The organism is Nitratireductor sp. StC3 (assembly GCF_003015025.1).
Lineage (GTDB): Bacteria > Pseudomonadota > Alphaproteobacteria > Rhizobiales > Rhizobiaceae > Mangrovimarina > Mangrovimarina alexandrii.
Genome location: NZ_PYBP01000006.1, coordinates 83,261 through 109,022, shown reverse-complemented (window position 1 = coordinate 109,022; position 25,762 = coordinate 83,261). Strand labels below are relative to the sequence as shown.

Sequence of the window (25,762 nt, the reverse complement as noted above, 5' to 3'; positions counted from 1 at the left end):
AAATGAGACTGAAAACGTTTCTTACAACTGCTGCACTCGCGATGGCGGTGGGAGCAGGACCGGCGATGGCCGATCTGGTCTTTCCTTCGCTGAGCTATCGCACCGGCCCCTATGCGCCGAACGGCATTCCGTTTGCCGACGGCTATGCCGACTATCTGACGCTGCTGAACGAACGCGACGGCGGTATCGAGGGCGAGACGATCCGCATGATCGAATGCGAGACCGGCTACAACACCGAAAAGGGTGTGGAATGTTATGAATCGACCAAGGGCGAGGGGTCGCTGATCTATCAGCCGCTGTCGACGGGCATCACCTACCAGCTGATCCCCAAGGCCACGGCCGACAAGATCCCGGTCCATTCGATGGGATACGGGCGGACATCGGCGGCCAACGGTGCCGTGTTCCCCTATATCTTCAACTATCCCGGCACCTATTGGGACGCCGCTTCCATCATCGTCAAGCACATCATGAACGAGGAAGGCGGGGACATCTCGGGCAAGAAGATCTCGCTCGTCTATCATAATTCCGCCTACGGCAAGGAGCCGATCCGCACACTCGAGGAACTGTCGAAGAAACACGGTTTCGAGCTGTCGCTCTATCCGGTCGACCATCCCGGGCAGGAACAGAAGGCCACCTGGCTGCAGATTCGCCGCGACCGTCCGGACTATGTCACCATGTGGGGCTGGGGCGTGATGAACCAGGTCGCGATCCAGGAAGCGGCGAATATCCGCTTCCCGATGGATCATTTCATCGGCGTGTGGTGGTCCGGTTCCGAAAACGACGTGCTGCCGGCGGGCGCCGGCGCCAACGGCTACAAGGCGGTCACCTTCCACGGCGTGGGGACGGACTTCCCGGTGTTCGAGGACCTCAAGAAACACGTCACCGACGCGGGCAAGGCGGCCGGCGACGGCAGCCATGTCGGCGAGGTGCTCTACAATCGCGGTCTCTACGCGGCGATGCTCGCCACCGAAGCGGCGCGCACGGCCATGAAGATGCATGACACCAAGGACCTCACGGCGGATATGGTGCGTGACGGCATGGAAGCGCTCAAGGTCGACGAGGCGCGCATGACGGAACTGGGCCTGCCGGGGTTCGCTCCCGAAATCGCCGTCACCTGCGCCAATCATGGCGGACCCGGCCTGGGCGCCATCCAGCAATGGGACGCCGAGGCCAAGAGCTGGTCGCTGGTCACCGACTTCATGGGGGCCGACCGCGAGGTCGTCGACGCTCTGATCAAGGAGGATTCGGAGGCCTACGCCAAGGAGAACAACATCACGCCGCGCGACTGCGGCAGCTGATCTTGATCTTGTGTTGCCCCGGCGGTTCGCCGCCGGGGTCCTTTCCCCAGCCTGACGGGATTTGCGCATGACGGACGCGGCACTGGCCAAAAACGAGGCCGAAACGATCCTTTCGGTCAGCAATATCGAGGTGATCTACAATCACGTCATTCTCGTCTTGAAGGGTGTGTCGCTGTCGGTGCCGCGCGGCGGCATCGTGGCGCTCTTGGGCGCCAACGGCGCCGGCAAGACGACGACATTGAAGGCAATCTCCAATCTTTTGCGCGCCGAACGCGGCGAGGTGACCAAGGGCAGTATCGAATTCGACGGCGAGCGGATCGAGTCGTCCTCGCCCAGCGATCTGGTGCGGCGCGGCTGCATCCAGGTGATGGAAGGCCGCCACTGTTTCGGTCATCTCACGATCGAGGAAAACCTGATGACCGGCGCCTTCACCCGGCGCGACAGTGCGGCCAATGTGCGCCGGGACCTGGAGATGGTCTACGATTATTTTCCGCGTCTGAAGGAACGGCGCGGCTCGATGGCCGGCTACACGTCGGGCGGCGAGCAGCAGATGACAGCGATCGGCCGCGCGCTGATGTCGCGCCCGAAAATGGTGCTGCTCGACGAGCCCTCGATGGGGCTCGCCCCGCAGCTTGTGGAGGAAATCTTCGAGATCGTAAAAAAACTCAACGAGGAACAGGGCGTTTCGCTGCTTCTGGCCGAGCAAAACACCAATATTGCGCTGCGCTACGCCAAATACGGCTATATTCTGGAGTCTGGCCGGGTGGTCATGGACGGCGAGGCGAAATCGCTGCGCGAGAACGAGGACGTCAAGGAATTCTATCTCGGCATAGGCGGCGAGGGACGCCGCTCGTTCAAGAACGTCAAACACTACAAGCGCCGCAAGCGTTGGCTTGCCTGACGCGTGTCGTGGCGGGGCCATGGCAGAAGCCGATGTCTCGCATGGAGCATGCGCTGGATGAATCGACCTCCGGTTTGAACGCCGGTACGGCTTGACCCTGCGGAAGGCGATGGCTTGTATGACGCGAATCGACATCGCGCATCCGGAGATCGCACCATGACCCTTCGCACGTTGACACAGAGCGCGTCGCGCCTGTTTGCCCTGGCTATGGCGGGTCTTGCCTTTGGCGCGGCGCCGTCCCTGGCGGCCGAGCGCGCGATGATCGTGCTCGACGCGTCCGGTTCGATGTGGGGCCGGATCGACCAGGAGCCCAAGATCGGCATCGCGCGCGCGGTGTTGAAGGACGTGCTGGCCGATCTGCCGTCCGAGGTCGAGCTCGGGCTGATCGCCTACGGCCACCGGCGCAAGGGTCAGTGCGACGATATCGAGCTGCTCGTTGCGCCCGGCACCGGCAGCGCGGCCGAGATCGGCGCGGTCGCCGACGGTCTCAATCCGCTCGGCAAGACGCCGCTGTCGGCATCCGTGAGGCTGGCGGCCGAGACGCTGAAATTTACCGAAGACAAGGCGACCGTCGTGCTGATCACCGACGGTATCGAGACCTGCAACGCCGATCCGTGCGCGCTGGGACGCGAACTGGAGGCGACCGGCGTCGACTTCACCGCCCATGTCGTGGGGTTCGGCCTGTCGGCCGAAGAGGGGCGACAGGTCGCCTGCCTGGCCGAGGAGACGGGCGGGCTCTATTTGCCCGCCCAGGACGCCGGCCAACTTGGCGAGGCGCTCGACCAGCCGCTGACCGAGATCGCCGAAGCCGAGACCGCTGGAGCCGATCCGGCCTCCGAGGCCGACCCCACGCCGGCGCCCGCCGACCTGCCCGCTGCCGCGCTCGAGGCGCCGGACGGTGTCGAGATCGGTAGGCCGGTGACGGTAGTTTGGGACGGGCCGGGAGAGCGTCGCGACGCGATCCAGATTTTTGATCCGGCGGCCCGCAACGGCGAGGGCCGGGTGGTGGCCTCGCGCCGGGTCGTCAACGGTGACGTCGCGGCGCAGGCGGTCACGCTGCTGGCGCCGGTGCGTCCTGGCGCCTATCAGTTGCGCTATTGGTGGGGCGACGGCCGTGCCGTGCTTGCCACACGGCCGTTGGAAGTGGCCGAGGCGCCCGTCTCGCTCGACGCGCCGGCCACGGTCGGTCTGTCGAAAACCTTCACCGTCGCCTGGGTCGGTCCCGGCGCGCGTCGCGATGCGATCCGGATCGTGGATCCGCGCAAGCCCGATGGCAGCAATGCGGTTCTGCGTTCGCGTCGACTGGTCAACGGTGAGTTCGACAATCGCACGGTGGCGCTGGTGGCGCCGGCCGATCCGGGCTTTTATCAACTGCATTATTACAGCGGCGACGGCAGCGCCGTTCTCGCCACGCGCGAGATCGAGGTGCTCGACGCCGAGGTTGCGCTGGAGGCCCCGGACGAGGTGGCGATCGCGACGCGTCTCACCGTCACCTGGACCGGGCCGGGCGCGCGCCGCGACGCGATCCAGATCTTCGATCCGCAAGCTGGCAACGGCGCGGGCAAGGTGGTCGAGTCGCGCCGTATCGTGAATGGCGACATGGACGCCCGCAGCGTCGATCTTCATGCCCCGGCAAAACCGGGCAGCTACGAACTGCGCTATTACAACGGCGACAACCGCACCGTGCTGGCAACGCGCGCCCTCGTTGTGGCGGCGGCGGAGGTCGCGCTCGGGGCGCCCGACGCCGTGCCGATGGGACGTCGTTTCTCCGTTGAATGGACCGGACCGGGGGCCCGGCGCGATGCCGTCCAGATCTTCGACCCGCAGGCGCGCGCCGGCGAAGGAAAGGTGCTGACCTCGATGCGCATCGTCAGCGGCGATATGGACAAGCGCACCGTCGCCCTCAACGCGCCGGCGACGGCGGGCGACTATCTGCTGCGTTATTATAACGGCGACAATTCCACCGTCCTCGCCACGCGCCCGATCGCCGTCGAGGAGATCGCGGTCGCGCTGGAGGCGCCCGACACGGCGCTGATCGGGCACACCGTCGAGATCAAATGGCAGGGGCCGGGCGCCCGCCGTGACGCCGTCCAGATCTTCGATCCGAACGCCAAAGCCGGTCAGGGTGCGGTCGAGACCAGCCAGCGCATCGTAGGCGGCGACATGGATGCGCAGTCCGTGCGTCTCGTGGTGCCGGCGATCGCCGGCGACTACGTATTGCGCTATTTCAGCGGCGACGGTCGCAAGGTGCTTGCCGAGCGCCCGATCGTCGTTGAGGCGATGGAGGTCGCGCTTGACGCGCCGGCTTCCGTGCCGGCGGCGCAGTTCTTCGAGGTCGCCTGGGTGGGGCCGGGTGCTGCGCGCGACGCCGTGCAGCTATTCGATCCGGCGGCCAAGGCCGGCAAGGGCAAGGTACTCGCTTCCGCGCGGCTGATCGGCGGGGACTATGACGGCAAGACCGTCCGCATCAAGGCGCCGGCCGAGCCGGGCACTTATCAGCTGCGCTACCATAGCGGCCACAGCCGCGTGGTGCTCTACGAGACCGAGCTGGTCGTTGAATAGGAGCGGGCGGGCGCGCGATCCTGCCTGCGACGATCCGCAAGGGGCGCGCGCCATTGCTCTTGGCACGGCTTTTCGCTATGTGCGCAGCGGAAGGTCTCTAACGGGGTTTGCACATGGCCGAGAATATGCCGACCGGTCCGGTCGAAACAGGCGCGGATATGGATTACAGCGAGCACGAAAAGACCTATGGGATGTTCGTGTCGCTGACAAAATACGGCTCCATCGTTTGTGCTGCGATCCTGATTGCGATGGCTTTCGGCTTTTTCGCCGGCGGCGGGTTCATCGCGTCCACGATCCTTTTCCTGATCGTGGTTGCCCTGGCGGCATATATCCTGCGCTGACACGACGGCACGGCGGACCCCGGGGAGGGCCCCGCCGCAGCGGATGGCAGGCGCATTCCAACCGGAAGGGAGTAGGCGGTGGGACAGACAGTTTTCGTGCCACGCGAACTTGAGGCCGGCGAGGACCGTATCGCCGCTTCCCCCGATACGGCCAAGCGGCTTTGCGGGCTTGGCTTCACGGTGGTGGTGGAAAAGGGCGCCGGCACAGGGTCGCGCATTCCCGATGAAGATTTCATCAAGGCCGGTGCCTCGATCGGCAAGGCCGGCGATGCCGGCAAGGCTGACATCGTCCTGAAGGTCCGTCGGCCGGGCGCGGCCGAGCTCAAAACCTACAAGAAGGGAGCTGTGGTGCTTGCCACCATGGACCCTTACGGCAACGAGGCCGCTGTCGAGGCGATGGCCAAGGCGGGCGTGTCGGCGCTGGCGATGGAATTCATGCCGCGCATCACGCGCGCGCAGTCGATGGACGTTTTGTCCTCGCAGGCCAACCTTGCCGGCTATCAGGCGGTGATCGACGCGGCCGGCGAATATGACCGCGCGCTGCCGATGATGATGACGGCGGCCGGGACCGTGCCCGCGGCCAAGGTGTTCGTGATGGGCGCCGGCGTTGCCGGCCTGCAGGCGATCGCCACCGCGCGCCGGTTGGGTGCGGTGGTGACGGCGACCGACGTGCGCGCGGCGGCCGGCGAACAGGTCGCCTCGCTCGGCGCCAAGTTCATCATGACCGACGCGCTCAAGGACGCATCCGGCGAGGGCGGCTATGCGCGCGAACTGACGGACGCGGAGAAGAAGGCGCAGGCCGAGCTGGTCGCAGAGCATATCGCCAAGCAGGACATCGTCATCACCACCGCGCTGATTCCGGGCCGCCCGGCGCCGAGACTGGTGTCGGGCGAGATGGTGAAGTCGATGCGTCCGGGTTCGGTGATCGTCGATCTGGCAGTCGAGCGCGGCGGCAATGTCGAGGGCGCCAAGGCGGGCGAGGTCGTCACCACCGCGAACGGCGTCAAGATCGTGGGCCACCTCAACGTGCCCGGCCGGGTGGCTGCTTCGGCGTCGCTGCTTTATGCGAAAAACCTGTTCGCCTTCCTGGAAACGATGATCGATAAGGACAAGCAGGCGCTGTCGCTCAATCGCGAGGACGAATTGGTCAAGGCGACGCTTTTGACCCATGACGGCGCGGTCGTGCATGCGAATTTCGCCGGTGCCCAAACCGCGCCGGCGACGAAAAAGCCCGCCGCCAAGAAGCCTGCCTCGACCAAGCAAGCCACCAAGGCACCGGCGGCCAAGAAGCCGGCTGCCGGCAAAACGCCGCCGAAAAAGGCGCCGGCGAAGAAACCCGCTGCAGCGCAGCCGGTCAGCGACGCAAAGCCGAAGGGAGATGCCTGATGGAAAAATCCGCTTTGGAACAGGCGCTCGACCAGCTTGACCAGGCCTCGGCCGCGGCGCGGCTGGCGCTTCAGGAGGCCGATACGGCGGCCGATGCGGCTGGCGGGATCGCCCATGCGGCGACCGGCGGAGCGATCGACCCGTTCGTGTTCCGTTTCGCCATTTTCGTGCTCGCGATCTTCGTCGGCTACTACGTGGTGTGGTCGGTGACGCCGGCGCTGCATACGCCGCTGATGTCGGTCACCAACGCGATCTCCTCGGTGATCGTGGTCGGCGCGCTGCTGGCGGTCGGCATCTCGGCCTCGGGACTGGCAACCGGGTTCGGCTTCATCGCCCTGGTGCTCGCCTCGGTGAATATTTTCGGCGGTTTCCTGGTCACCCAGCGCATGCTGGCCATGTACAAGAAAAAAGAGAAGTGAGGCCAAGTCGATGAGCGTGAACCTCGCTTCCTTCCTCTATCTCGTTTCCGGCGTGCTGTTCATCATGGCGCTCCGTGGCCTGTCGCACCCGACCACCAGCCGGCAGGGCAATCTCTACGGCATGATCGGCATGGCGATCGCCATCATAACGACGCTGGCTCTGGCCACGCCCTCCTTTGGCGGGTTCGTGCTTATCGTCGCCGGCATCGCGATCGGCGGCGGTCTCGGCGCGGTGATCGCCAAGCGCATCGCGATGACGGCGATGCCGCAGCTTGTCGCCGCCTTCCACTCGCTCGTTGGCCTGGCGGCGGTGATGGTCGCTGCGGCGGCGCTTTACGCGCCCGAGAGTTTCGGGATCGGCGAGGTCGGGGCCATCCATGCCCAGGCTCTGGTGGAGATGAGCCTGGGAGTCGCCATCGGCGCGATCACCTTTACTGGCTCGATCATCGCCTTCCTCAAGCTCGACGGGCGCATGTCGGGCAAGCCGATCATGCTGCCGATGCGGCACGTGGTGAACGCGGCGCTGGCCATCGGCCTGGTGGTGCTGATCATCATGCTGGTGACGACGCAGTCGACGACCGTCTTCTGGCTGATCGTGGTGCTGTCGCTGGCGCTCGGCGTGCTGATCATCATCCCGATCGGCGGCGCCGACATGCCGGTAGTCGTCTCGATGCTCAACTCCTATTCGGGCTGGGCGGCGGCCGGCATCGGCTTTACGCTCGGCAATCTGGCGCTGATCATCACCGGTGCGCTGGTCGGCTCGTCGGGCGCGATCCTGTCCTACATCATGTGCAAGGGCATGAACCGCTCCTTCATCTCCGTCATTCTCGGCGGTTTCGGCGGCGAGACCGCTGCGGCGGCGGACGATGGCATCGAGCGCACGGTCAAGCAGGGCTCGGCCGACGACGCGGCCTATCTGATGGCGAATGCGCAAAAGGTCATCATCGTGCCGGGCTACGGCATGGCGGTCGCCCAGGCGCAGCACGCGCTGCGCGAGATGGCCGACAAGCTCAAGGAAGCCGGCGTGGAGGTCAAGTACGCCATTCATCCGGTCGCCGGCCGCATGCCGGGCCACATGAACGTGCTCCTGGCCGAGGCCAACGTGCCCTATGACGAGGTGTTCGAACTGGAGGACATCAACTCCGAGTTCGCCCAGGCCGACGTTGCCTACGTGATCGGGGCGAACGACGTCACCAACCCGGCGGCGCGCGACGACAAGACGTCCCCGATCTACGGCATGCCGATCCTCGACGTCGACAAGGCGCGCACCTGCCTGTTCGTCAAGCGTTCGCTCGGCTCGGGTTATGCCGGCATCGACAACACCCTGTTCTACAAGGACGGCACGATGATGCTTCTGGGCGATGCCAAGAAGATGACCGAGGACATCGTCAAGGCGATGGATCACTGAGCGATCCTCGCCGTTTCGGCCGCATCGCAATTTTCTCCGTCACATGACACGGGCCGGTGCGCGCACCGGCCCGTGTCATTTGCATGACTGTTCGGCGCCGGCCGGCGCCGAGCAACTTCAGTCGGCCGCCGAACGCAGTTCGAAGCGGCTGACGCCGAGCGCGACATTGACGCCGGTCTGCGTCTGGACGCTCACAGGTTGCAGCGAAAAGCTCTCGCCGGATCCGCCAATCAGAACGTTGGCCCCAGCGCCGACACCAGCGCTGGCCTCGGCGCTGGCGCCGACATAGTCGCCAGCCAGGGCGCCCGGCTCGTAAACGTTGGCGGCCGGTGCAAGCACCACCCATTGCATCACCGACTGGCCGGTTACGCCGACATCGAGGCCGAATTTGCGGATGACGCCGAAATAGGCTTCCGTCGGTTTGGTGTCGTCAGCCGGTTTGTAAGTGCAGCTCACATCCTTGGTCGAGCCGACGATAAAACCGGCGCCGCCTTCAACGACGCAATCGAGTAGGCCGAGTTTGACGCCTTCCTGGGCGGACGCGGGTGCTGCGACAAACAGGCCGGCCATGGCGGCGATCACAAAAGTCTTCATCCATTGGTCTCCTTGTTTGGGACTTAAACGGATGAGGCGCGATAGCGTTCCGTGCGGCGTGACGGTTTGACGGGCGCAAGGAGCACGCCGCCGGACGTAGGCTCAGCCTTGAACGCGTGCGAGGCCGGCCTTGGCGGGACCGTATTCGGGATCGAGCTTCAAGGCCTGGCGGTAGGAACGCATCGCCTTTTGCTTTTCGCCGCGCCGTTCATAAACCAGGGCCTGGTTGGCCCATCCTTCCGCGATCTCGCCGTCGAGCTTGATGGCGGTGTTGAAGTCGGCGAAGGCGTTTTCCTCGTCGCCGAGGGCGAGATAGGACACGCCGCGGCCATTATAGGGCTCGGCCGAACTGGGCGCGAGCGAGACGGCGGTGGAAAAGTCCTCGAGCGCCAGATTGTGCTGGCCCTGCGCCTGATAGAGCAGGCCGCGATTGTGATAGGCGCGCGGATCGGTGGTGTCGAGCTGGATGGCGCGCTGGAAATCGTCGAAAGCCTCGCGCGTCCTGCCGGCCAGGCGATAGAGATTGCCGCGCCCGATATAGGCCGCATCATAGCTCGGGTTGAGCTGCAGCGCCTTGTTGTAGTCTGCCACGGCCTTGCCGTCGTCGCCCTTGAAACGGTGGATGAGGGCGCGGTTGGCATAGGCTTGGTAGTAGGACGGGTTCAGCCGGATAGCGGTGTCGAAATCCTCCAGCGCCTCGCGATAGCGGCCCGCCCGCCCGAAGGCGGAGCCGCGCACATTATAGGCCTGGGCATCGCGCGGACTGCGCTCGATGACCGCCGTCAGCGAGGCGATGTTTTCCGCGGACCCCTGGGCGGTATCGATCGCGGCGATTTCGGCGCCCGGCCCCGACGACTGGCAACCCGCAAGCACCAGGCACAATAAAGCCGCGAAGGGTGTAGCCGACCTCCGCCCTTCGCGTGTTTTGCCCGAATATGCCTGCATGCTTCCCCGTTCCCCGTCCGGCCCCAAGGACCGTTGTGCTGTTTCTCGAAAAATGCCTGCCGCCAAACGCAAAAAGGCGGCGGCGATTCTCATCGCCCCACCCTTGCTAACGCCCGAAATCGACGAAATAGCGGCGCGATCAACGCGCCACGGCACCGCGCGGACCAGACAACAATCCTTCGCGCTGAGCGCGCTTGCGGGCAAGCTTGCGCGCGCGGCGAACCGCCTCGGCCTTCTCGCGTGCACGCTTCTGTGAAGGCTTCTCGTAGTGTCCGCGCATTTTCATCTCGCGGAAAATACCCTCGCGTTGCATCTTCTTCTTCAATGCACGAAGAGCCTGGTCGACATTGTTGTCGCGGACAAGTACCTGCACGGGCGTTCCTGTTTGTCGGTTGCGATCCTTGAGGCGTGATCAGCAAAAAACGCCTCCGCAGCGACATCGCTGCAAAACGGAGCGGCTGATAGCAGAATCGCCAAGTCTTGTCCAGCGTCAAAGGCATTCGGTTGCAGGGTTAAGCTGTTGCCAGCAAGGCCATCGGCGCGTCGCGGGAGCAACGTTGCTTTGGTGTCTTGACCGAGCGCTGTCTGTCCCGCCTGGCCGACGGCATGACAGACCGGGGGAGGGGCGTCGGCGCAGGGATTGGTGGCTGCCGTGGCGGCTTGCGTCGGCGGGCTTGACGCAAAACGGCAAATGCCGTCGCATTTGGCGCAAAAACTTGGCGTCGAAGTCGATAGGGATACGCTTGCGACGATCGTCGCGGACGGTGGTCGGACAGGTTTCGAGGCGGACAGCCGATGCGCAATTATTCCGTTTTCGCCATCGCACGCGAGGCGCTTCGCGGCCACAAGGGCTGGCCGGCACAGTGGTCGTCGCCCGAGCCGAAAAAATCCTACGACGTCGTCATCGTTGGCGCCGGCGGGCACGGGTTGGCGACGGCCTATTATCTGGCCAGCGAGCACGGCATCACCAATATCGCCGTGCTGGACAAGGGCTGGCTCGGCGGCGGCAATACCGGCCGCAACACGACGATCATCCGGTCCAACTATCTCTACGACGAATCCGCCGGCATCTATAACCACGCCATCAAGCTGTGGGACGGGCTCTCGCAGGAGCTTAACTACAATGTCATGTATTCGCCGCGCGGCGTGATGATGCTGGCGCACAACGTCCACGACGTGCAGGTTTTCAAGCGCCATATCCACGCCAACCGGCTGAACGGCGTCGACAATGAATGGCTGTCACCCGAAGCCGCCAAGGCGTTCTGTCCGCCGCTCAACATCGCCGGCAATGCGCGATATCCGATAATGGGCGCGGCGCTGCAGCGGCGCGGCGGTACCGCACGCCACGATGCCGTCGCCTGGGGGTATGCGCGCGGCGCGGCGGCGCGGGGCGTCGACATCATCCAAAACTGCGCGGTCACCGGCATTCGCCGCGGCGCGGACGGCGCGGTCGTCGGGGTGGAGACCGCGCGCGGGTTTATCGGCGCCAACAAGGTCGGCGTGGTCGCGGCCGGCCACTCCACCGTGCTGATGGACATGGCCGGCGTCAGGATGCCGCTCGAAAGCTATCCGCTGCAGGCGCTGGTCTCTGAGCCGGTCAAGCCGTGCTTTCCCTGCGTGGTGATGTCGAACACGGTGCACGCTTATATCTCGCAGTCCGACAAGGGCGAACTGGTGATCGGTGCGGGCACCGATCAGTACACCTCTTATTCGCAGACCGGGGGGCTGCACATCATCCAGCACACGCTCGACGCGATCTGCGAGATGTTCCCGATGTTCACGCGCATGAAGATGCTGCGCTCGTGGGGCGGCATTGTCGACGTGACCCCCGACCGCTCGCCGATCCTGGCCAAGACGCCGGTCAAGGGGCTTTACGTCAATTGCGGCTGGGGCACGGGTGGGTTCAAGGCGACGCCGGGCTCGGGACATGTTTTCGCCCATACCATCGCCCGCGACGAGCCGCACGCAATCAACGCGCCGTTCACGCTCGAGCGCTTCCGCACCGGACGGCTGATCGACGAGGCGGCCGCGGCCGCCGTGGCGCACTGACCATGCTGCGCCTGGCCGATGTCGTGGTGGCCATGCCGCTCCTTTTCGCCTCGGAGCAGGACTTCTTCCACCTTCCGAACGAGCACGAGGTGCGCGTCCAGCCGATCGCGCGTACCGACGGGGAACGTGGTTGGCCGTTCTCGGTGACATCCGGACATATCGCCTGCATCTGGTCGGCCGGCCGGCCGCTGGCGATTTTTGTCGAGGACATCGACGGGGCCGATACCGAGGAGGAGGCCGCTCGACATGTGATCCTCTCGGTCGACCCGATCGAACTGACCGTGCTCAACATCGCCAACCGGACGCTGTTTGCGCCGGCCGGCAGCATCGAGACCCTGATCGAACGCGTCGCCCCCTATGTGGTGATCGGCGAACGTCTCTGCGACCAGCCGCCCGGGACCGTGCTCGGTCCGGGAGAATTGTGAGGATCGGCAAGCGATGCTTCTCATTCACTGCCCCTATTGTGAGGAAGAGCGCCCGGAACTGGAGTTCCGCCATGCCGGTGAGGCGCATGTCGCGCGGCCGGCCGAGATCAGTGTCGAAAGCGACGAGGCGTTCGAGGGCTATTTCTTCATCCGCACCAATCCGCGCGGGATCGCCTATGAGCGCTGGCGCCACATCCATGGCTGCGGGCGTTTCTTCAACGCCGTGCGCGACACGGTGAGCGACCGGTTCTTCACCACCTACAAGGCGGGCGGCAAGAAGCCGGACGCAGCCAAATTCGCCGGCGCGGCGACGGACGGAAAGGACAAAGGCTGATGGTCGGAGCCAATCGCATCGCCGGCTCCGGGCGGCTTTCGGCAGCCGGGCGGCTTGCCTTCTCCTTCGACGGGCGTCCCTATCAGGGGCTGGAGGGCGATACGCTTGCCTCCGCGCTGCTTGCCAACGATGTCCATCTGGTCGGGCGGTCGTTCAAATATCATCGCCCGCGCGGCATCCTGTCGGCGGGCGCGGAGGAGCCGAACGCGCTGGTGGGCGTTCACCGCGACGCCGCGCGCCGTACACCGAACGTACGCGCCACCGTCCAGGAGGTTTATGACGGGTTGGCGGCGGTGTCGCAAAACCGCTGGCCGTCGCTCGCGTTCGACGTCGGCGCGGTCAACGACCTGTTCTCGCCCTTCTTCTCAGCCGGCTTCTACTACAAGACCTTCATGTGGCCGAAGGCGGCGTGGGCGGCGCTCTACGAACCCGGGATCCGTGCCGCGGCGGGGCTGGGCGTGGCGCCCGACCAACCCGATCCCGACCGTTATGCCGCGCGCTACGCCCATTGCGAAGTGCTGGTCGTGGGTGGCGGCGCGGCCGGGCTTGCGGCCGCGCTTGCCGCGGCAGAGACCGGCGTGCGGGTCATACTCTGCGACGAGCAGGCCGCGTCCGGCGGGGCGATGCGGTTTGAAAGCGGCGCGCGCATCGACGGCGAGGAGGGCTGGAACTGGGCGCAAAAGGCCGCGGCGCGGCTCGCCGGCATGGACAATGTGCGCGTGCTGACGCGTACGACCGCCTTCGGTTATTATGCGCAGAATTTCGTCGCGCTCGCCGAACGCGTCAGCGATCATCTGGCCGACCCGGCTGACCGGCCGCGCGAGCGCCTGTGGCAGGTGCGGGCCAAGCGGGTGGTGCTGGCGACCGGCGCGATAGAGCGGCACATGGTGTTCGCCGACAATGACCGGCCCGGCATCATGCTGGCCTCGGCCGCGCGTACCTATCTCAATCATTACGGGGTCTGCGTGGGCCGCAATGTCGGCGTCTACGCGGGCAACGATTCCGCTTATGCGGCGGCGATCGACCTGAAACGGGCCGGGGTTGCGATCGCGGCGATCGTCGATCTGCGCGAAAAACCCAAAGGCGCGCTCTACGAGGAGGCGCGCGGGCTCGGCATTGACGTGCTGCCGGGCCGGGCCGTTACCGGCGTCGGCGGACGGACGCGGGTCAGTTCCATGACGGTTGCGCCGCGCACCGGCGGGCCGTCGCGCCGGATCGCGATCGACGCGCTCTTGACCTCCTCCGGCTGGACGCCGTCGGTTCACCTTTATTCGCAGTCGCGCGGCAAGGTCGCCTTCGATCCTGCTTCGCAGCGTTTCCTGCCGGATGCCTATCCGCAACATTGCGTGTCGGTCGGGGCCTGCAACGGCACCGACGATCTCGCCGCCGCGCTCAAGGAGGCGGCCGCGGCGGGCGAACGGGCCGGTCGGGCGGTGGGCGCTAAGGGCAAGACGGCCAAGGCGCCGGCCGTGGAGACCTCGGAGGGCTGGGCGGGCGGCATGCCCGGCGCTGCGCCAGGCGCGGGTGCGGAGGCGGCGGTCAAGGCGTTCGTCGATTTCCAGAACGACGTCACGGCCAAGGATATCCGCCAGGCGGTGCGCGAAGGCATGCGTTCGATCGAGCACGTCAAGCGCTTCACCACCAACGGCATGGCCACCGACCAGGGCAAGACGTCCAATTTGCACGGGCTGGCGATCGCGGCCGAGGCGCTGGGCAAGGAGATGCCCGAAGTCGGGCTGACCACGTTTCGCCCGCCCTATACGCCGGTCACTTTCGGCGCGATCGTCAATCAGGCGCGCGGGGCGCTGTTCGACCCGACGCGCAAGACCGCCATGCATCGCTGGCACGAAAAGCAGCGGGCGGTGTTCGAGGATGTCGGTCAGTGGAAACGACCCTGGTACTATCCACGCCCGGGCGAGGACATGCACGAGGCGGTGAACCGCGAATGTGCCACCGTGCGCCGGACCGCCGGCCTGTTCGACGCCTCCACGCTCGGCAAGATCGAGGTGGTGGGGCCGGACGCGGCGGCCTTCATGGAGCTGCTTTACACCAATCCCTGGCAGAAGCTGGAGCCGGGCCGCTGCCGCTACGGCGTGATGCTGCGCGAGGACGGTTTTGTCTACGACGACGGCGTCGTCGGCCGGCTGGCGCCCGACCGGTTCCACGTCACCACCACGACCGGCGGCGCGGCGCGGGTTCTCAATCACATGGAAGACTATCTCCAGACCGAGTTCCCGCAGCTAAAAGTGTGGCTGACCTCTGTGTCGGAACAATGGGCGGTGATCGCCGTCCAGGGACCGAGATCGCGCGACATCATCGCGCCGTTCGTTGAGGGCGTCGACCTCGACGCCGCCGCTATGCCGCATATGTCGGTGCGCGAGGGGCGGGTCTGCGGCGTGCCGGCCAGACTCTTTCGCATGTCGTTTTCCGGCGAGCGGGGTTTCGAGGTCAATGTCCCGGCCGATTACGGCGAGGCGGTGTGGGAGGCGCTGTGGGCGGAAGCCGAAAAGCACGGCGCCTGCGCCTACGGCACCGAAACCATGCATGTGTTGCGTGCCGAAAAGGGTTTCATCATCGTCGGTCAGGATACCGACGGCACGGTGACGCCCGACGATGCCGGCCTTGCCTGGGCGATCGGCAAGAAGAAGACCGATTTCGTCGGCATACGCGGTCTGAAGCGGCCCGACCTGGTGGCCGCCGGGCGCAAGCAACTCGTCGGCCTGAGAACCCGGGACCCGAACATCGTATTGGAGGAGGGCGCGCAGATCGTCGCCGACCCAAACCAGACGGTGCCGATGACGATGATCGGCCACGTCACCTCGTCCTACTGGTCGCAGAATTGCGGCCGTTCGATCGCGCTCGCCCTAATCGCGGGCGGCCGCGAGCGGATCGGCGAAACCGTTTATGTGCCGATGCCCGACGGTGCGATCGAGGCGGAGATCGGATCGACTGTCTTCTTCGACGAACAAGGGGAGCGCGTGCATGGCTGACGTGGCGAGCAAGGAACCGGCGGTGCGCCGCGAAAGGCTGGCCGGGCTGTCGACGACACGCGAGCACGTCAGTGTCACGCCTGGACCGCCGGCGGCGCGGCTTGCGCTGCGCGCGGGTGATGACGCCCTCAACTCGGTCTCGCGGGCGCTCGGCGTCAGTGTTCCGCGCAAGCCCAAGACATCGGCACGGGCGAAATCGGGCGGCCGGGTCGCATTGTGGCTGGGGCCGGACGAATGGTTGGTGATCGACGATGACGGCGCCGATCTGCCGGCCGCCGCCGGCCGGGCGAAGGCGCTCCATTCGGCCGTCGACGTGTCGCATCGCAACGTCGCGATCCTGGTCGCCGGCGAAGGCGCGGAAGCTTGTCTTGCCGCCGGCTGCCCGCAGGATTTGTCGCTTGCCGCCTTTCCGGTCGGGGCCTGCTCGCGCACGGTTCTGGGCAAGGTCGAGATCGTGCTGTGGCGCACCGACGAACAGACCTTCCACGTCGAGGTGTGGCGTTCCTTCGCCGAGTACGCCTACGCGTTTCTGGCCGAGGCGGCGCGCGACGTGTAGGCTTGGCCGTCGAACGGACCGGTCTCATGCACGACGCGCGCCTCGACCATCGACACTTGCTCGCCGCGCTGTCGCGCGAGCAACGTCGCGCGCTCACCGAAAAATCCGACCGACCGGGGATCGTGCGGCTTTGCGTGCATTTCGGGTCGATCGCCGGTCTCGGCCTGCTGATTGCGGTGCGGGCGCCGTTATGGCCGCTGCTGATGCCGATCCAGGGCATCCTGATCGTGTTCCTGTTCACGCTCGAGCACGAAACCATCCACGGCACCGCCTTTCGCACCGGCTGGCTCAACCAGCGGGTCGCGCAGATTTGCGGCTTCCTGATCGCGATCCCGGCCACCTGGTTTCGCTATTTCCATTTCGCCCATCATCGCCACACGCAGGACCCGAGACGCGATCCCGAGCTTGCCGCGCCGAAACCCGAAAGCCTAGGCGGGTATGGGCTGCATGTGTCGGGCCTGCCGCTGTGGTGGTCACTGGCGATCACCCTGGCGCGCAACGCGGCCGGCCGCGTCGACGGCGATTTCGTGCCCGGCAATGCCAGGGGCCGGGTGGTGCGCGAGGCGCGCGTTACGCTCGCGCTCTATGGCTTGCTGGCCGGGCTGTCGATTGCCGCCGGGTCGGACGTCCTCCTGTTTATCTGGGTGATTCCGGCTGTGGTCGGCCAGCCCTTTCTGCGGCTTTACCTGCTCGCCGAGCACGGGCGCTGCCCGTTCGTGGCCAACATGCTGGAAAACACCCGCACCACCTACACCAACCGCCTGGTGCGCTGGATCGCCTGGAACATGCCCTATCATGCCGAGCACCACGCCTATCCCGTGGTGCCGTTCCACAAATTGCCGGAATTCCACGCCCTGGCCCGTGCCCATCTCCAGGTGACGGAAAACGGCTATCGCCGCTTTCACGCCCGCTATCTCGCCCACTTGCGCGGCTGAGCCGGCCAAAAAGTCAGGGATTGAAGGCGAGCAGCGGGCGTACCTCGATCCCGCCGACTTCGCGCTCGCGCGCCAGATGCTTGCCGGCCTCGATCGCCTCGTCGAGCGTGTCGCATTCGATGATCCAGAAGCCGAGCAGTTGTTCCTTGGTCTCGGCATAGGGACCGTCGATCACCATCGGGTCGTCGCCCGCCTTGACGAAACGTGCCGCCGTTGTCGGCTTGAGGCGCAGGCTCGGGCCGATGCTGGCCTTGGTGCGGATCTTGTCCTCGGCCGCGCGCACCCGCGCCATCATCGCGGTCTCCTCGTCGGCGCTCAGGCTACTGGTTTGGGCCTGAGAGTGGTAGCAAAGCAGGGCAAACTGCATCTTATCCTCCTATCGCCGCCCCGTTAGGGCGAACAATGGCCGTTGCTGTGGGTGCGTTCGGGCGGCTCTTTACGGCGTCGCCGACAACAAGATCACAACGCGGCGATGCCGCCGTCGACGGACAGCGTGTGGCCGGTCATGAAGCTGTTTTTCGGATCGGCGGCAAACAGGATCACCTCCACCACCTCGTCGACTTCCGCGACGCGCTTCATCGGCACGCCCCGGGTCAGTTGCTCGATCGCCTCGTCCTCGCCGAGCCCGGTCATCCTGACGAAATCCTGCACCATGTTGGTGCGGGCATAGGAGGGGCAGACCGCGTTGACGCGGATGCCCTTGGCGGCATATTCGGCAGCGCCCGAGCGGGTGAGACCGACAACGCCGTGCTTGGCAGCGGCATAGACGGAAAGGCGCGGGGCGCCGGCGACGCCGGCGACCGAGGCGATGTTGACGATCGCACCAGCCCGGCCCGTGGCGCGTCGTTGTCGTTCCATCTGCGGCAATTGGTGCTTCATGGCGAAAAACACGCCCATCAGGTCAATGTCGATGATGCGCCGCGCTTCCTCGCTCGGCACGCTCGCAAGCTTGACATAGCTTTGGGCGATGCCAGCATTGTTGATGGCGATGTCGAGCCGGCCGAAGCGCTCGACGGCGAGCGCCACCAATCGTTCCGACAGGCTTTCCTCGGCAATGTCGCCGGCCAGAACGGCTGTCTGGCAGGAGAGCGAGCCGGCGAAGTCGATGAGGTTGGCTTCGTCGACATCCGACAGCACCAGCGTGGCGCCGTCTTCGGCCAGGCGTTCGGCGGTGCGGCGGCCGAACCCGCCTGTGGCGCCGGTGACGAGCACGACCTGATCGGAAAACCGCGCCATCATTTTCCTCCGTCGATCCGCTTCATCGCGAGATCGGCCAACAGCCGCACGGCTTCGCCATACATGCGTGCCTTTTCCGGGTTCGAGGCATTGCCGTCGAGCGAGCGTTTGTAGACGCCCTGACAGATCGCGGCCAGCCGGAAGAAGGAAAAGGCCAGGTAATAGGTCCAATTGTCGATCGCGCCGATGCCGCGGCGCTCGCAATAGCACGCGACATAGTCCTCCTCGCTCGGGATTCCGAGAGCGGCACGGTCGATGCCGCCCAGGCCGCGAAAGCCGGAACGGTGCGGCAGGCGCCACTGCATGCATTGATAGGCGAGGTCGGCCAGCGGATGGCCGAGGGTGGAAAGCTCCCAGTCCAGCACGGCAAGCACGACCGGGCGCTCCGGCGCGAACATCATATTGTCGAGCCGGAAGTCGCCATGCACGAGCGAGACCTGGCCGTCATCCTCGGGCTGGGCCTCGCCGAGCCAGGCGATCAGTCGCTCCATCGGTTCCACGGTTTCCGTCGCCGATGCTCGATACTGGCTGCTCCAGCGCCCGAACTGGCGCTCGAAATAGCTGCCGGGACGGCCGAAATCCGCAAGCCCGGCCTTTTCGATGTCGATGTCGTGGAGTGCTGCGAGCGTGGCGTTCATCGCATCGTAGATCGCCGTGCGCTCCCCGTTATCCGCGGCTTCCGGCAAGGCCGGATCCCAGAAAATCCGGCCCTCGATGAACCCCATCACGTAGAACATGCGCCCGATCGGGGAATCTTCCGGCGCAAGGTGAAGCACTTTGGGAACCGGGAATCCGGCCTTGCCCAGCGCGGCCATGACCCGGAATTCGCGGTCGACCTGGTGCGCCGATTTCAGCAGCTTGCCAGGCGGCTTGGCTCGCAGCACGTAGCGGCCGGAGCTGGCATTGATCAAATAGGTCGGATTCGACTGTCCGGTCTGGAACTTCTCGATCTCCCCGAGCCCCTCGAAACCGGGAACGTGCGTTTCGAGATAGGGCGCGAGCGTGGCGGGATCGAGAAGGTTCGGGTCGGTCACGATGCTTTGTCCAGTCGTTGAAGCTGGGAAAGGGTGAGCCAGCGCGCCGTCAGGGCCGGTTTCCTCGCGTTTTCGATCTCGATCGTCACGTCATAGGCGATCTCGACCCAACCGGAGGGGCGGATATTGGCATTGGCGAGGAAGAACCGCGCCCGCACGCGCGCGCCGGCCTTGACCGGCGCCTTGAAGCGGACCTGATCGAAGCCGTAATTGATGCCGATCACGGTGTTCTTGAGCGGGGGAAGCGTCTCGTAGGCGAGCGCGGACAGCAGCGACAACGACAGAAAGCCGTGCGCGATGGTGCCGCCATAGGGCGTCTCGCTCGCCGCCCGCTCGGGATCGACGTGGATGAACTGGTGATCGTCGGTCGCGTCGGCGAACTGGTCGATCATGCGTTGCGAGACCGTTCGCCAGGGCGAAATGCCGATCTCGGTCCCGATCGCGGCGGTCAGATGATCGGTGTCGACGGGTTCCAGCGGTTCCTTGCTCATCAGTCGCGTATCAATCCGGTTCCTTGAACAGAGACATGCCATGCTGGACGGACTGCCCACCGTCAATCGGCAGGATCGCGCCGGTGACATAACTCCCAGCCTTTGCGCACAGATAAAGCGTTGCGCCGGCAATGTCATCCGGGTTGCCGATTCTTCCCATCGGCACGCGGCTTCCGACCCTGGCGGCCTTTTCGTCGGTGTCGGTGGCGAAGGCCGTCATGCGGCTTTGGAAAGGACCGGGGGCGAAGGCGTTGACGGTAATACGCCGCCCGGCGAGTTCGCAGGCCAGCGTCCGCGTCAGATGATGCACGGCGGCCTTGGAGGCGGTGTAGGAATAGGCGCCGTCGGCGATCGGCTGGGTGCCCATCACCGACCCCAGATTGATGATGCGGGCCGGATCGTCGTCACGTGCCGCGTTTTCGAGCAGCGGCAAAAGGGTGCGGGTCAGGTGAAACAGACCGGTCACGTTGACGTTCAACACCCGCGCCCAGGCATGATAGGGAAAGGTGTCCAGCGGCTCCCCCCAGCTCAGCCCGGCATTGTTGATCAGGATGTGCAACTGGTCGGTGCGCGCCCGCACCGCCTCGGCAAGCGCGTCCACCCCGTCTTCGCTGCCGACGTCGCCGGCGAAGCCTTGTGCCTTGCCCGCCGCGCCGATCGCGTTCAGTTCGCCGGCCACCTTCTCGCATTCCTCCGGCCGGCGCGACGCGATATAGACTTCGGCGCCCGCGCGCACCAGCGCGGTCGCCGCCATGCGGCCGATGCCGCTCGCCGCGCCGGTGATCAGGGCGCGCTTGCCGGCAACCGAAAACAGTTCGTCGAGATAAGCCATCTTCCTCCCCTCGCGGCCCGTCCACGCGAGTCCGCATTGACAACATACTCGGTAGTATGTTCATCATTGCCCTGCCAGTAAAGAGCCCATCGGCCATGAGCCGAACCGATAACAGGGCGGACAGGGAGGTCGTGGCGGCGATGTCGCTTGGCGTTCGCGAACAGGTTGTCGACAGCTCGCGTGCCGACATTTTGCGCGCCGCGGCGACCTGCTTCATGGAACGCGGCTACGCCAGCACCTCGATCGACGACGTGGCACGCAGCCTCGGCGCCACGAAGGGTCGGATCTATCACCATTTCCCGTCCAAGGCGGATCTGTTCGCCGAGGTTTTCCGCGCCGGCATGGACATGAACTATCAGGCCGTCGAGCCCTACCGGCACTTGCCGGGCCCGGCATTGCCGCGCTGGCGCAAGATGGCGATGGTGCACGTGGTCCAGATGATCGACACCAAGCCGTTCCAGCGTGCGGTGTGGATCGGGGTCGAAATGCATCTGCGCGGCGCCACAACGCCAGCCCAGCGCGAGGTTTTCAACGAGTTGCTGGAATATCGCAGCACCTATGGCAAGCTGTTTCGCGAGACCCTGCTGCAGGGGCGCGAGGAGGGGGTATTCCGGTTCGACGACATGAGCATCGCCAATCAGCTGATGTTCATGACGCTCAATTCGCCGATCTTCTGGTACTCGCCGCGTGTCGGCGAAACCCGCTCCGATATCGAGTCCATCGCCCGCCAGGTCGTGGATTTTGCCCAGGGCGGGCTGCGAGGAACACAGGAAAACCCGACATGAGCACCATGGATCTCGGTATGACCGAGCGGCTGAAGCCGATCCACGACAAGGTCGCGCGCATGGTCCGCGAGGAGATCATGCCGCTCGACGAGGAATTTCTGGCCGAAATCGGCAAGGACGGCGATCGCTGGGCCTACACGGCGCGCCAGACCGAAATCCTGGAAGGTCTCAAATCCAGGGCGCGCGAGCGCGGCCTGTGGAATTTCTGGCTGACCGATTCCAGCCGCGGCTACGGGCTGACGACGGTGGAATACGCCTATCTGGCCGAGGAGATGGGCAAGGCCCATCTGGGTGCGGAGACGTTCAACTGCTCGGCGCCCGATACCGGCAATATGGAGGTTTTGGAGCGCTACGGCTCCGAGGCGCACAAGCGCGCATGGCTGGCGCCGCTCCTGGAGGGCCGCATCCGCTCCGCCTATTTGATGACCGAGCCCGACGTCGCGTCCTCGGACGCGACCAACATCGCCATGCGCTGCGAGCGGGACGGCGCCGACTACGTGCTCAACGGCGAGAAATGGTGGTCGTCGGGTGCTGGCGATCCGCGTTGCGCGATCTATGTGGTGATGGTCAAGACCGCCGAGGACGCGCCGAAACATCAGCGCCATTCCATGATCCTGGTGCCGGCCGACACGCCCGGCATCACCAAGCTCAGGGCGATGCATGTCTATGGCGAGGACGACGCGCCGCACGGCCATCTCCATCTCAAATTCGAGAATGTGCGGGTTCCGGCCGACAATCTCATTCTCGGCGAGGGGCGCGGCTTCGAGATCGCCCAGGGCCGGCTCGGACCCGGCCGCATCCACCATTGCATGCGCGCCATCGGCCAGGCCGAGATGGCGTTGGAGCAGATGTGCCGGCGCTCCATGCGGCGCGAGGCCTTCGGCAAGCCGCTGGCCCAACTCGGCGCCAACTACGACATCATCGCCGAATGCCGGATGGAGATCGAGATGGCGCGGCTCTTGTGCCTCAAGGCCGCCTGGATGATGGATCAGGGCGACCCGCGTGCCGCCGCGCCCTGGATCAGCCAGATCAAGGTGGTCGCGCCGAGGGTGGCGCTGAAGGTGACCGACGAGGCGATCCAGATGTTCGGCGGCCAGGGCATCAGCCAGGATACGCCGCTCGCGCGCTCGTGGACGCATCTGCGAACGCTGCGTCTGGCCGACGGACCCGACGCGGTGCACCGCCGGCAGGTGGCGCGGGTCGAGTTGAAAAAATACACGCAGGAAAAGGTGTGACGGCGTCATGAAAGCGATCGTTGCCCGCGATTTCGCACCGCTCGACCGGCTGGAATATGCCGACTGGCCGGAACCGGAGGCGACCGGCCACATGGTGGTGATCGAGGCCGAGGCGATCGGCATCAACTATCCCGACGGGCTGCTCGTGCAGGGGCTTTATCAGATGAAGCCGCCAGTGCCGTTCGTGCCGGGCATGGAAGTGGCCGGCACGGTGGTGGCGGTCGGCGATGCGGTGAGCCGCGTCAAGGTCGGCGATCGGGTCGCGTCCGTCTCGTCGCTCGGCGCCTATGCCGAAAGGGTCGCCGCCCACGAGGACACGGTGATGGCCCTGCCCGATGAGATGGGCAACGCCGATGCCTGCGCGCTGCTGTGCGGCTTCGGGACGTCGCACCACGCGCTCAAGCAGCGCGGCAAGCTGGCTGCGGGCGAGACCCTGTGCGTGCTCGGCGCGGCCGGTGCGACCGGGCTAGCGGCCGTCCAGATCGGCAAGGCGATGGGCGCGCGCGTGATCGCCGTCGCCTCCAGCGCGGAAAAACGCCGGATCGCCGACGAGGCCGGTGCCGATGTCGTGCTCGGCTACGACAATCTGAAAGAGGCGTTGAAGGAGGCGACAGGCGGCAAGGGGGTCGATGTCGGCTACGACCCGGTCGGCGGCGAGGCCTTCGACGCGCTGGCCCGCGCCATGGGTTGGGGCGGCCGGCTGTTGGTGATCGGCTTCGCCTCCGGCACGATCCCGAAATTTCCCGTCAATCTGGCCCTGGTCAAGGGATTCAGCGTGGTCGGCGTTTTCTGGGGCGCGTTCACGCGCAAGGAGCCCGCCACTTATGCCGCCAACATGCGCGAACTGGTCGGCTGGTATCTGGACGGCAAGCTCAAGCCGGTGATCGAGGGCGAGTACCGGCTTGCCGACGCACCGGCGGTGCTGGCGCGGGTGATGAACCGCGGCGCGGCCGGCAAGCTGATTCTCAAACCCGAGAAGGATATTGCATGACGATACCGCCCACCATGAAGGCGCTTCTTTTGAAGCATGATGGCTATTCGGCCGAGTCGTCGGACGCTTCGCTCGCCGATATGGGCTCTTTCGTCGAACTGGGCGAGATCGGCGTGCCCGCGCCCGGCGCCAGCCAGGTGCTGGTGAAGGTCCGAACGGCGGCGATCAACCCGTCGGATGTCATGTTCGTCAAGGGGCTCTATGGCCAGCCGCGCCACAAGGGCCAGCCGGCCGGGTTCGAAGGGGTCGGCGAGGTGGTGGCGGCCGGTGAGGACGCCGCCGCCCAGAAGCTTGTCGGTGCGCGCGTCGCCTTTCCCACTGGGCTGTCGAACTGGGGCGCGTGGGCCGAATATGCGGTCGCCGAGGCGGCAGCCTGCATTCCGCTGATCGACGGCGTCAACGACGTCGACGGCGCGGCGATGATCGTCAATCCGCTGACCGCGCTCGCCATGTTCGGGATCGTCAAGGAGGAAGGCGAAAAGGCCTTCGTGCTGACGGCAGCGGCGAGCCAGTTGTGCAAGCTGATCATGGGCGTGGCGGCCGAGGACGGTTATCGGCCGATCGCCATCGTGCGCCGCGACGACCAGATCCCGCTGCTCGAGAAGGCCGGCGCCGCACATGTGCTCAACGCCTCCGCGCCCGATTTCGAGACGACTTTGAAGACGGTGATGAAGCAGGAGCAACCGCGGATCCTGCTCGACGCGGTGACGGGGCCGCTCGCCGGCCAGATCTTCAACGCAATGCCGAAACGGGCGCGCTGGATCGTTTATGGTCGGCTCGACACGCAGACGACGCCGATCCCTGAGCCCGGTCAATTGATCTTCATGCGCAAGCGCATCGAAGGCTTCTGGCTGACGGACTGGTTGCGCAACGCCGCGCCGGAACGCAGGGTCGCGGTGGTGATGGAGGCGCAAAAACGCTTCGCAGACGGACGTTGGTCGACCGATGTGACGGCGATCGTGCCGCTTGACGAGGCGATCGACCGTGTGCCGGGCGAGCTCGCCAAACCGAACGGCAAGGTGTTTATCGAGCCCTGAGGAAAGAGTTGGCGAGTTTGCTTGCGGGGACAGGCAAGTCGCTGTTACGGTTTAAAAAAACACGGCAAAGACCGTGGCAATGATGGGAGGAGAACGTCTTGGACGTCTTGCAGCTTGTTGTAAGCGGCCTCGCCAATGGGTGCGTCTACGGCCTGATCGCGTTGGGGTTCGTCCTGATCTACAAGGCGACCGAAGCCGTGAACTTCGCCCAGGGCGACTTCATGATGCTCGGTGCCTTCATCGCGCTCGGCCTGACCAACCAGGAATTTCTGGGCTGGCCGTTCTGGCTGTCGGTGCCGATCGCGATCGTGGTGATGGGCGCCTTCGGCTATCTGCTCGACCTGTTCGTGCTCAGGCGCATGTTCGGCCAGTCGCAGATCGCGATCGTCATCCTCACCATCGCGCTCGGCTTCGTGCTGCGCTTTTTCGCCGGGCTGATCTGGGGCCATGAGCCGATCTCGCTGGAATCGCCGATCGCCGGCAAGGACGTGCGCTTCGGCGGTCTGGTGCTCGGCCTCGACGAGGTGATGATCATCGCCGTCACGCTGATCCTCACCGTCGCGCTCTATTTCTACTTCAACCGCACCAAGCTCGGCGTCGCGATGCAGGCCGCCTCCCAGAACCAGCTCGCGGCCTATTATATGGGCATACCGGTGATGCGCGTTCATTCGCTGATCTGGGCGCTCGCCGGCGCGGTCGCTGCCATCGCCGGCATCCTGTTCGCCTCGAAGGGGTCGATCGATCCCTCGATCGGCCTACTCGGCATCAAGGCCTTCGCCGCGGCGGTGATCGGCGGGTTCGGCTCGCTGCCCGGTGCGCTGCTCGGCGGGCTGATTGTCGGGCTGATCGAGCCGTTCTCGTCCTATTACATCGCGGCTGGCTACTCGCAGATCATGCCCTACCTGCTGCTGTTCCTGATTCTGATCTTCCGACCGCACGGCATTCTCGCCCAGGTCCACCGGAAGAAGGTGTAGCGCG

At 65.5% G+C, this 25,762-nt stretch carries 26 protein-coding genes; 18 read left to right on the top strand and 8 right to left on the bottom strand.

The window, feature by feature from the left end:
* Positions 1 to 2: 2 nt before the first annotated feature.
* The 7 genes from C7T96_RS14465 (at position 3) to C7T96_RS14435 (ending at position 8,315) form a co-directional block, all read left to right on the top strand.
* Positions 3 to 1,298: an ABC transporter substrate-binding protein gene (locus C7T96_RS14465; protein WP_106571955.1), complete on the top strand. Its 1,296-nt coding sequence runs from the start codon at positions 3 to 5 to the stop codon at positions 1,296 to 1,298.
* Positions 1,299 to 1,365: 67 nt separating this feature from the next.
* Positions 1,366 to 2,199, top strand: coding sequence for an ABC transporter ATP-binding protein (locus C7T96_RS14460; protein ID WP_106571954.1), 834 nt, complete (start codon positions 1,366 to 1,368; stop codon positions 2,197 to 2,199).
* A gap of 207 nt (positions 2,200 to 2,406) precedes the next feature.
* Complete coding sequence (locus tag C7T96_RS24545) at positions 2,407 to 4,761, top strand: VWA domain-containing protein (RefSeq protein ID WP_199190487.1); 2,355 nt, start codon at positions 2,407 to 2,409, stop codon at positions 4,759 to 4,761.
* Positions 4,762 to 4,874: 113 nt separating this feature from the next.
* Positions 4,875 to 5,102, top strand: a complete 228-nt coding sequence (locus C7T96_RS14450; RefSeq protein WP_106571952.1) for an aa3-type cytochrome c oxidase subunit IV — start codon at positions 4,875 to 4,877, stop codon at positions 5,100 to 5,102.
* 78 nt (positions 5,103 to 5,180) lie between these two features.
* Positions 5,181 to 6,488: a Re/Si-specific NAD(P)(+) transhydrogenase subunit alpha gene (locus tag C7T96_RS14445; RefSeq protein WP_106571951.1), complete on the top strand. Its 1,308-nt coding sequence runs from the start codon at positions 5,181 to 5,183 to the stop codon at positions 6,486 to 6,488.
* Positions 6,488 to 6,907, top strand: a complete 420-nt coding sequence (locus tag C7T96_RS14440; protein ID WP_106571950.1) for an NAD(P) transhydrogenase subunit alpha — start codon at positions 6,488 to 6,490, stop codon at positions 6,905 to 6,907. Before C7T96_RS14445 ends, C7T96_RS14440 begins: the two co-directional genes overlap by 1 nt.
* Positions 6,908 to 6,917: 10 nt before the next feature.
* The gene (locus tag C7T96_RS14435; RefSeq protein ID WP_106571949.1) at positions 6,918 to 8,315 is read left to right on the top strand and encodes an NAD(P)(+) transhydrogenase (Re/Si-specific) subunit beta; all 1,398 of its coding nucleotides are present in this window, start codon (positions 6,918 to 6,920) and stop codon (positions 8,313 to 8,315) included.
* A gap of 117 nt (positions 8,316 to 8,432) precedes the next feature.
* Here the strand turns inward: C7T96_RS14435 and C7T96_RS14430 are convergent, their stop codons facing one another.
* The 3 genes from C7T96_RS14430 to rpsU all read right to left on the bottom strand — a co-directional run bounded on the left by C7T96_RS14430 (position 8,433) and on the right by rpsU (position 10,227).
* Positions 8,433 to 8,909, bottom strand: coding sequence for a DUF992 domain-containing protein (locus C7T96_RS14430; protein WP_106571948.1), 477 nt, complete (start codon positions 8,907 to 8,909; stop codon positions 8,433 to 8,435).
* A 102-nt stretch (positions 8,910 to 9,011) separates the two neighbouring features.
* Entirely contained in the window at positions 9,012 to 9,854 is an 843-nt protein-coding gene (locus C7T96_RS14425; protein ID WP_106571947.1) for a tetratricopeptide repeat protein, read from the bottom strand.
* Between the two features lie 139 nt (positions 9,855 to 9,993).
* Positions 9,994 to 10,227 carry a 30S ribosomal protein S21 gene (gene rpsU, locus C7T96_RS14420; protein ID WP_106571946.1) on the bottom strand — a complete coding sequence of 78 codons (234 nt, stop codon included), beginning with the start codon at positions 10,225 to 10,227 and terminating at the stop codon, positions 9,994 to 9,996.
* Positions 10,228 to 10,649: 422 nt separating this feature from the next.
* Here rpsU and C7T96_RS14415 point away from each other — a divergent pair, with 422 nt between their 5' ends.
* The 6 genes from C7T96_RS14415 to C7T96_RS14390 are packed head-to-tail and all read left to right on the top strand — an operon-like array spanning position 10,650 to position 17,143.
* On the top strand, positions 10,650 to 11,903 hold the full coding sequence (locus tag C7T96_RS14415; RefSeq protein WP_106571945.1) for a sarcosine oxidase subunit beta: 1,254 nt from the start codon (positions 10,650 to 10,652) through the stop codon (positions 11,901 to 11,903).
* Positions 11,904 to 11,905: 2 nt separating this feature from the next.
* Positions 11,906 to 12,328: a hypothetical protein gene (locus C7T96_RS14410; RefSeq protein WP_106571944.1), complete on the top strand. Its 423-nt coding sequence runs from the start codon at positions 11,906 to 11,908 to the stop codon at positions 12,326 to 12,328.
* A 13-nt stretch (positions 12,329 to 12,341) separates the two neighbouring features.
* Positions 12,342 to 12,662 carry a sarcosine oxidase subunit delta gene (locus C7T96_RS14405; protein ID WP_106571943.1) on the top strand — a complete coding sequence of 107 codons (321 nt, stop codon included), beginning with the start codon at positions 12,342 to 12,344 and terminating at the stop codon, positions 12,660 to 12,662.
* Positions 12,662 to 15,652, top strand: a complete 2,991-nt coding sequence (locus tag C7T96_RS14400) for a sarcosine oxidase subunit alpha (RefSeq protein ID WP_106571942.1) — start codon at positions 12,662 to 12,664, stop codon at positions 15,650 to 15,652. The genes C7T96_RS14405 and C7T96_RS14400 overlap by 1 nt, the downstream gene beginning before the upstream one ends.
* A gap of 1 nt (position 15,653) precedes the next feature.
* Positions 15,654 to 16,208, top strand: coding sequence for a sarcosine oxidase subunit gamma (locus C7T96_RS14395; protein ID WP_245414148.1), 555 nt, complete (start codon positions 15,654 to 15,656; stop codon positions 16,206 to 16,208).
* A gap of 26 nt (positions 16,209 to 16,234) precedes the next feature.
* Positions 16,235 to 17,143, top strand: a complete 909-nt coding sequence (locus C7T96_RS14390) for a fatty acid desaturase (protein ID WP_106572088.1) — start codon at positions 16,235 to 16,237, stop codon at positions 17,141 to 17,143.
* 13 nt (positions 17,144 to 17,156) lie between these two features.
* Here the strand turns inward: C7T96_RS14390 and C7T96_RS14385 are convergent, their stop codons facing one another.
* The 5 genes from C7T96_RS14385 to C7T96_RS14365 form a co-directional block, all read right to left on the bottom strand.
* Entirely contained in the window at positions 17,157 to 17,510 is a 354-nt protein-coding gene (locus tag C7T96_RS14385; RefSeq protein ID WP_106571940.1) for a YciI family protein, read from the bottom strand.
* A gap of 92 nt (positions 17,511 to 17,602) precedes the next feature.
* Positions 17,603 to 18,379, bottom strand: coding sequence for an SDR family oxidoreductase (locus tag C7T96_RS14380; RefSeq protein WP_106571939.1), 777 nt, complete (start codon positions 18,377 to 18,379; stop codon positions 17,603 to 17,605).
* Positions 18,379 to 19,413: a phosphotransferase family protein gene (locus C7T96_RS14375; RefSeq protein WP_106571938.1), complete on the bottom strand. Its 1,035-nt coding sequence runs from the start codon at positions 19,411 to 19,413 to the stop codon at positions 18,379 to 18,381. Before C7T96_RS14375 ends, C7T96_RS14380 begins: the two co-directional genes overlap by 1 nt.
* Positions 19,410 to 19,904: a MaoC family dehydratase gene (locus C7T96_RS14370; protein ID WP_106571937.1), complete on the bottom strand. Its 495-nt coding sequence runs from the start codon at positions 19,902 to 19,904 to the stop codon at positions 19,410 to 19,412. The genes C7T96_RS14375 and C7T96_RS14370 overlap by 4 nt, the downstream gene beginning before the upstream one ends.
* 10 nt (positions 19,905 to 19,914) lie before the next feature.
* Complete coding sequence (locus C7T96_RS14365) at positions 19,915 to 20,736, bottom strand: SDR family oxidoreductase (RefSeq protein WP_106571936.1); 822 nt, start codon at positions 20,734 to 20,736, stop codon at positions 19,915 to 19,917.
* Positions 20,737 to 20,831: 95 nt separating this feature from the next.
* Between C7T96_RS14365 and C7T96_RS14360 the strand changes: the two genes are divergently transcribed.
* The 5 genes from C7T96_RS14360 to C7T96_RS14340 all read left to right on the top strand — a co-directional run bounded on the left by C7T96_RS14360 (position 20,832) and on the right by C7T96_RS14340 (position 25,758).
* A complete protein-coding gene (locus C7T96_RS14360; RefSeq protein WP_158264381.1) occupies positions 20,832 to 21,521 on the top strand; it encodes a TetR/AcrR family transcriptional regulator in 690 nt (229 codons plus the stop codon).
* Positions 21,518 to 22,756, top strand: a complete 1,239-nt coding sequence (locus tag C7T96_RS14355; protein WP_106571934.1) for an acyl-CoA dehydrogenase family protein — start codon at positions 21,518 to 21,520, stop codon at positions 22,754 to 22,756. Before C7T96_RS14360 ends, C7T96_RS14355 begins: the two co-directional genes overlap by 4 nt.
* Before the next feature lie 7 nt (positions 22,757 to 22,763).
* Positions 22,764 to 23,747, top strand: coding sequence for an NADPH:quinone oxidoreductase family protein (locus tag C7T96_RS14350; protein ID WP_106571933.1), 984 nt, complete (start codon positions 22,764 to 22,766; stop codon positions 23,745 to 23,747).
* Positions 23,744 to 24,784, top strand: a complete 1,041-nt coding sequence (locus C7T96_RS14345; RefSeq protein WP_106571932.1) for a zinc-binding dehydrogenase — start codon at positions 23,744 to 23,746, stop codon at positions 24,782 to 24,784. The genes C7T96_RS14350 and C7T96_RS14345 overlap by 4 nt, the downstream gene beginning before the upstream one ends.
* A 98-nt stretch (positions 24,785 to 24,882) precedes the next feature.
* Complete coding sequence (locus C7T96_RS14340) at positions 24,883 to 25,758, top strand: branched-chain amino acid ABC transporter permease (RefSeq protein ID WP_106571931.1); 876 nt, start codon at positions 24,883 to 24,885, stop codon at positions 25,756 to 25,758.
* Positions 25,759 to 25,762 lie beyond the last annotated feature (4 nt).

Excerpts from the sequence above, each read along its gene's own strand:
- C7T96_RS14465 (WP_106571955.1), top strand. The coding sequence starts at position 3 with ATGAGACTGAAAACGTTTCTTACAACTGCTGCACTCGCGATGGCGGTG.
- C7T96_RS14460 (WP_106571954.1), top strand. The coding sequence starts at position 1,366 with ATGACGGACGCGGCACTGGCCAAAAACGAGGCCGAAACGATCCTTTCG.
- C7T96_RS24545 (WP_199190487.1), top strand. The coding sequence starts at position 2,407 with ATGGCGGGTCTTGCCTTTGGCGCGGCGCCGTCCCTGGCGGCCGAGCGC.
- C7T96_RS14450 (WP_106571952.1), top strand. The coding sequence starts at position 4,875 with ATGGCCGAGAATATGCCGACCGGTCCGGTCGAAACAGGCGCGGATATG.
- C7T96_RS14440 (WP_106571950.1), top strand. The coding sequence starts at position 6,488 with ATGGAAAAATCCGCTTTGGAACAGGCGCTCGACCAGCTTGACCAGGCC.
- C7T96_RS14435 (WP_106571949.1), top strand. The coding sequence starts at position 6,918 with ATGAGCGTGAACCTCGCTTCCTTCCTCTATCTCGTTTCCGGCGTGCTG.
- C7T96_RS14430 (WP_106571948.1), bottom strand. The coding sequence starts at position 8,909 with ATGAAGACTTTTGTGATCGCCGCCATGGCCGGCCTGTTTGTCGCAGCA.
- C7T96_RS14425 (WP_106571947.1), bottom strand. The coding sequence starts at position 9,854 with ATGCAGGCATATTCGGGCAAAACACGCGAAGGGCGGAGGTCGGCTACA.
- C7T96_RS14415 (WP_106571945.1), top strand. The coding sequence starts at position 10,650 with ATGCGCAATTATTCCGTTTTCGCCATCGCACGCGAGGCGCTTCGCGGC.
- C7T96_RS14410 (WP_106571944.1), top strand. The coding sequence starts at position 11,906 with ATGCTGCGCCTGGCCGATGTCGTGGTGGCCATGCCGCTCCTTTTCGCC.
- C7T96_RS14405 (WP_106571943.1), top strand. The coding sequence starts at position 12,342 with ATGCTTCTCATTCACTGCCCCTATTGTGAGGAAGAGCGCCCGGAACTG.
- C7T96_RS14400 (WP_106571942.1), top strand. The coding sequence starts at position 12,662 with ATGGTCGGAGCCAATCGCATCGCCGGCTCCGGGCGGCTTTCGGCAGCC.
- C7T96_RS14390 (WP_106572088.1), top strand. The coding sequence starts at position 16,235 with ATGCACGACGCGCGCCTCGACCATCGACACTTGCTCGCCGCGCTGTCG.
- C7T96_RS14385 (WP_106571940.1), bottom strand. The coding sequence starts at position 17,510 with ATGCAGTTTGCCCTGCTTTGCTACCACTCTCAGGCCCAAACCAGTAGC.
- C7T96_RS14380 (WP_106571939.1), bottom strand. The coding sequence starts at position 18,379 with ATGGCGCGGTTTTCCGATCAGGTCGTGCTCGTCACCGGCGCCACAGGC.
- C7T96_RS14370 (WP_106571937.1), bottom strand. The coding sequence starts at position 19,904 with ATGAGCAAGGAACCGCTGGAACCCGTCGACACCGATCATCTGACCGCC.
- C7T96_RS14365 (WP_106571936.1), bottom strand. The coding sequence starts at position 20,736 with ATGGCTTATCTCGACGAACTGTTTTCGGTTGCCGGCAAGCGCGCCCTG.
- C7T96_RS14360 (WP_158264381.1), top strand. The coding sequence starts at position 20,832 with ATGAGCCGAACCGATAACAGGGCGGACAGGGAGGTCGTGGCGGCGATG.
- C7T96_RS14355 (WP_106571934.1), top strand. The coding sequence starts at position 21,518 with ATGAGCACCATGGATCTCGGTATGACCGAGCGGCTGAAGCCGATCCAC.
- C7T96_RS14350 (WP_106571933.1), top strand. The coding sequence starts at position 22,764 with ATGAAAGCGATCGTTGCCCGCGATTTCGCACCGCTCGACCGGCTGGAA.
- C7T96_RS14345 (WP_106571932.1), top strand. The coding sequence starts at position 23,744 with ATGACGATACCGCCCACCATGAAGGCGCTTCTTTTGAAGCATGATGGC.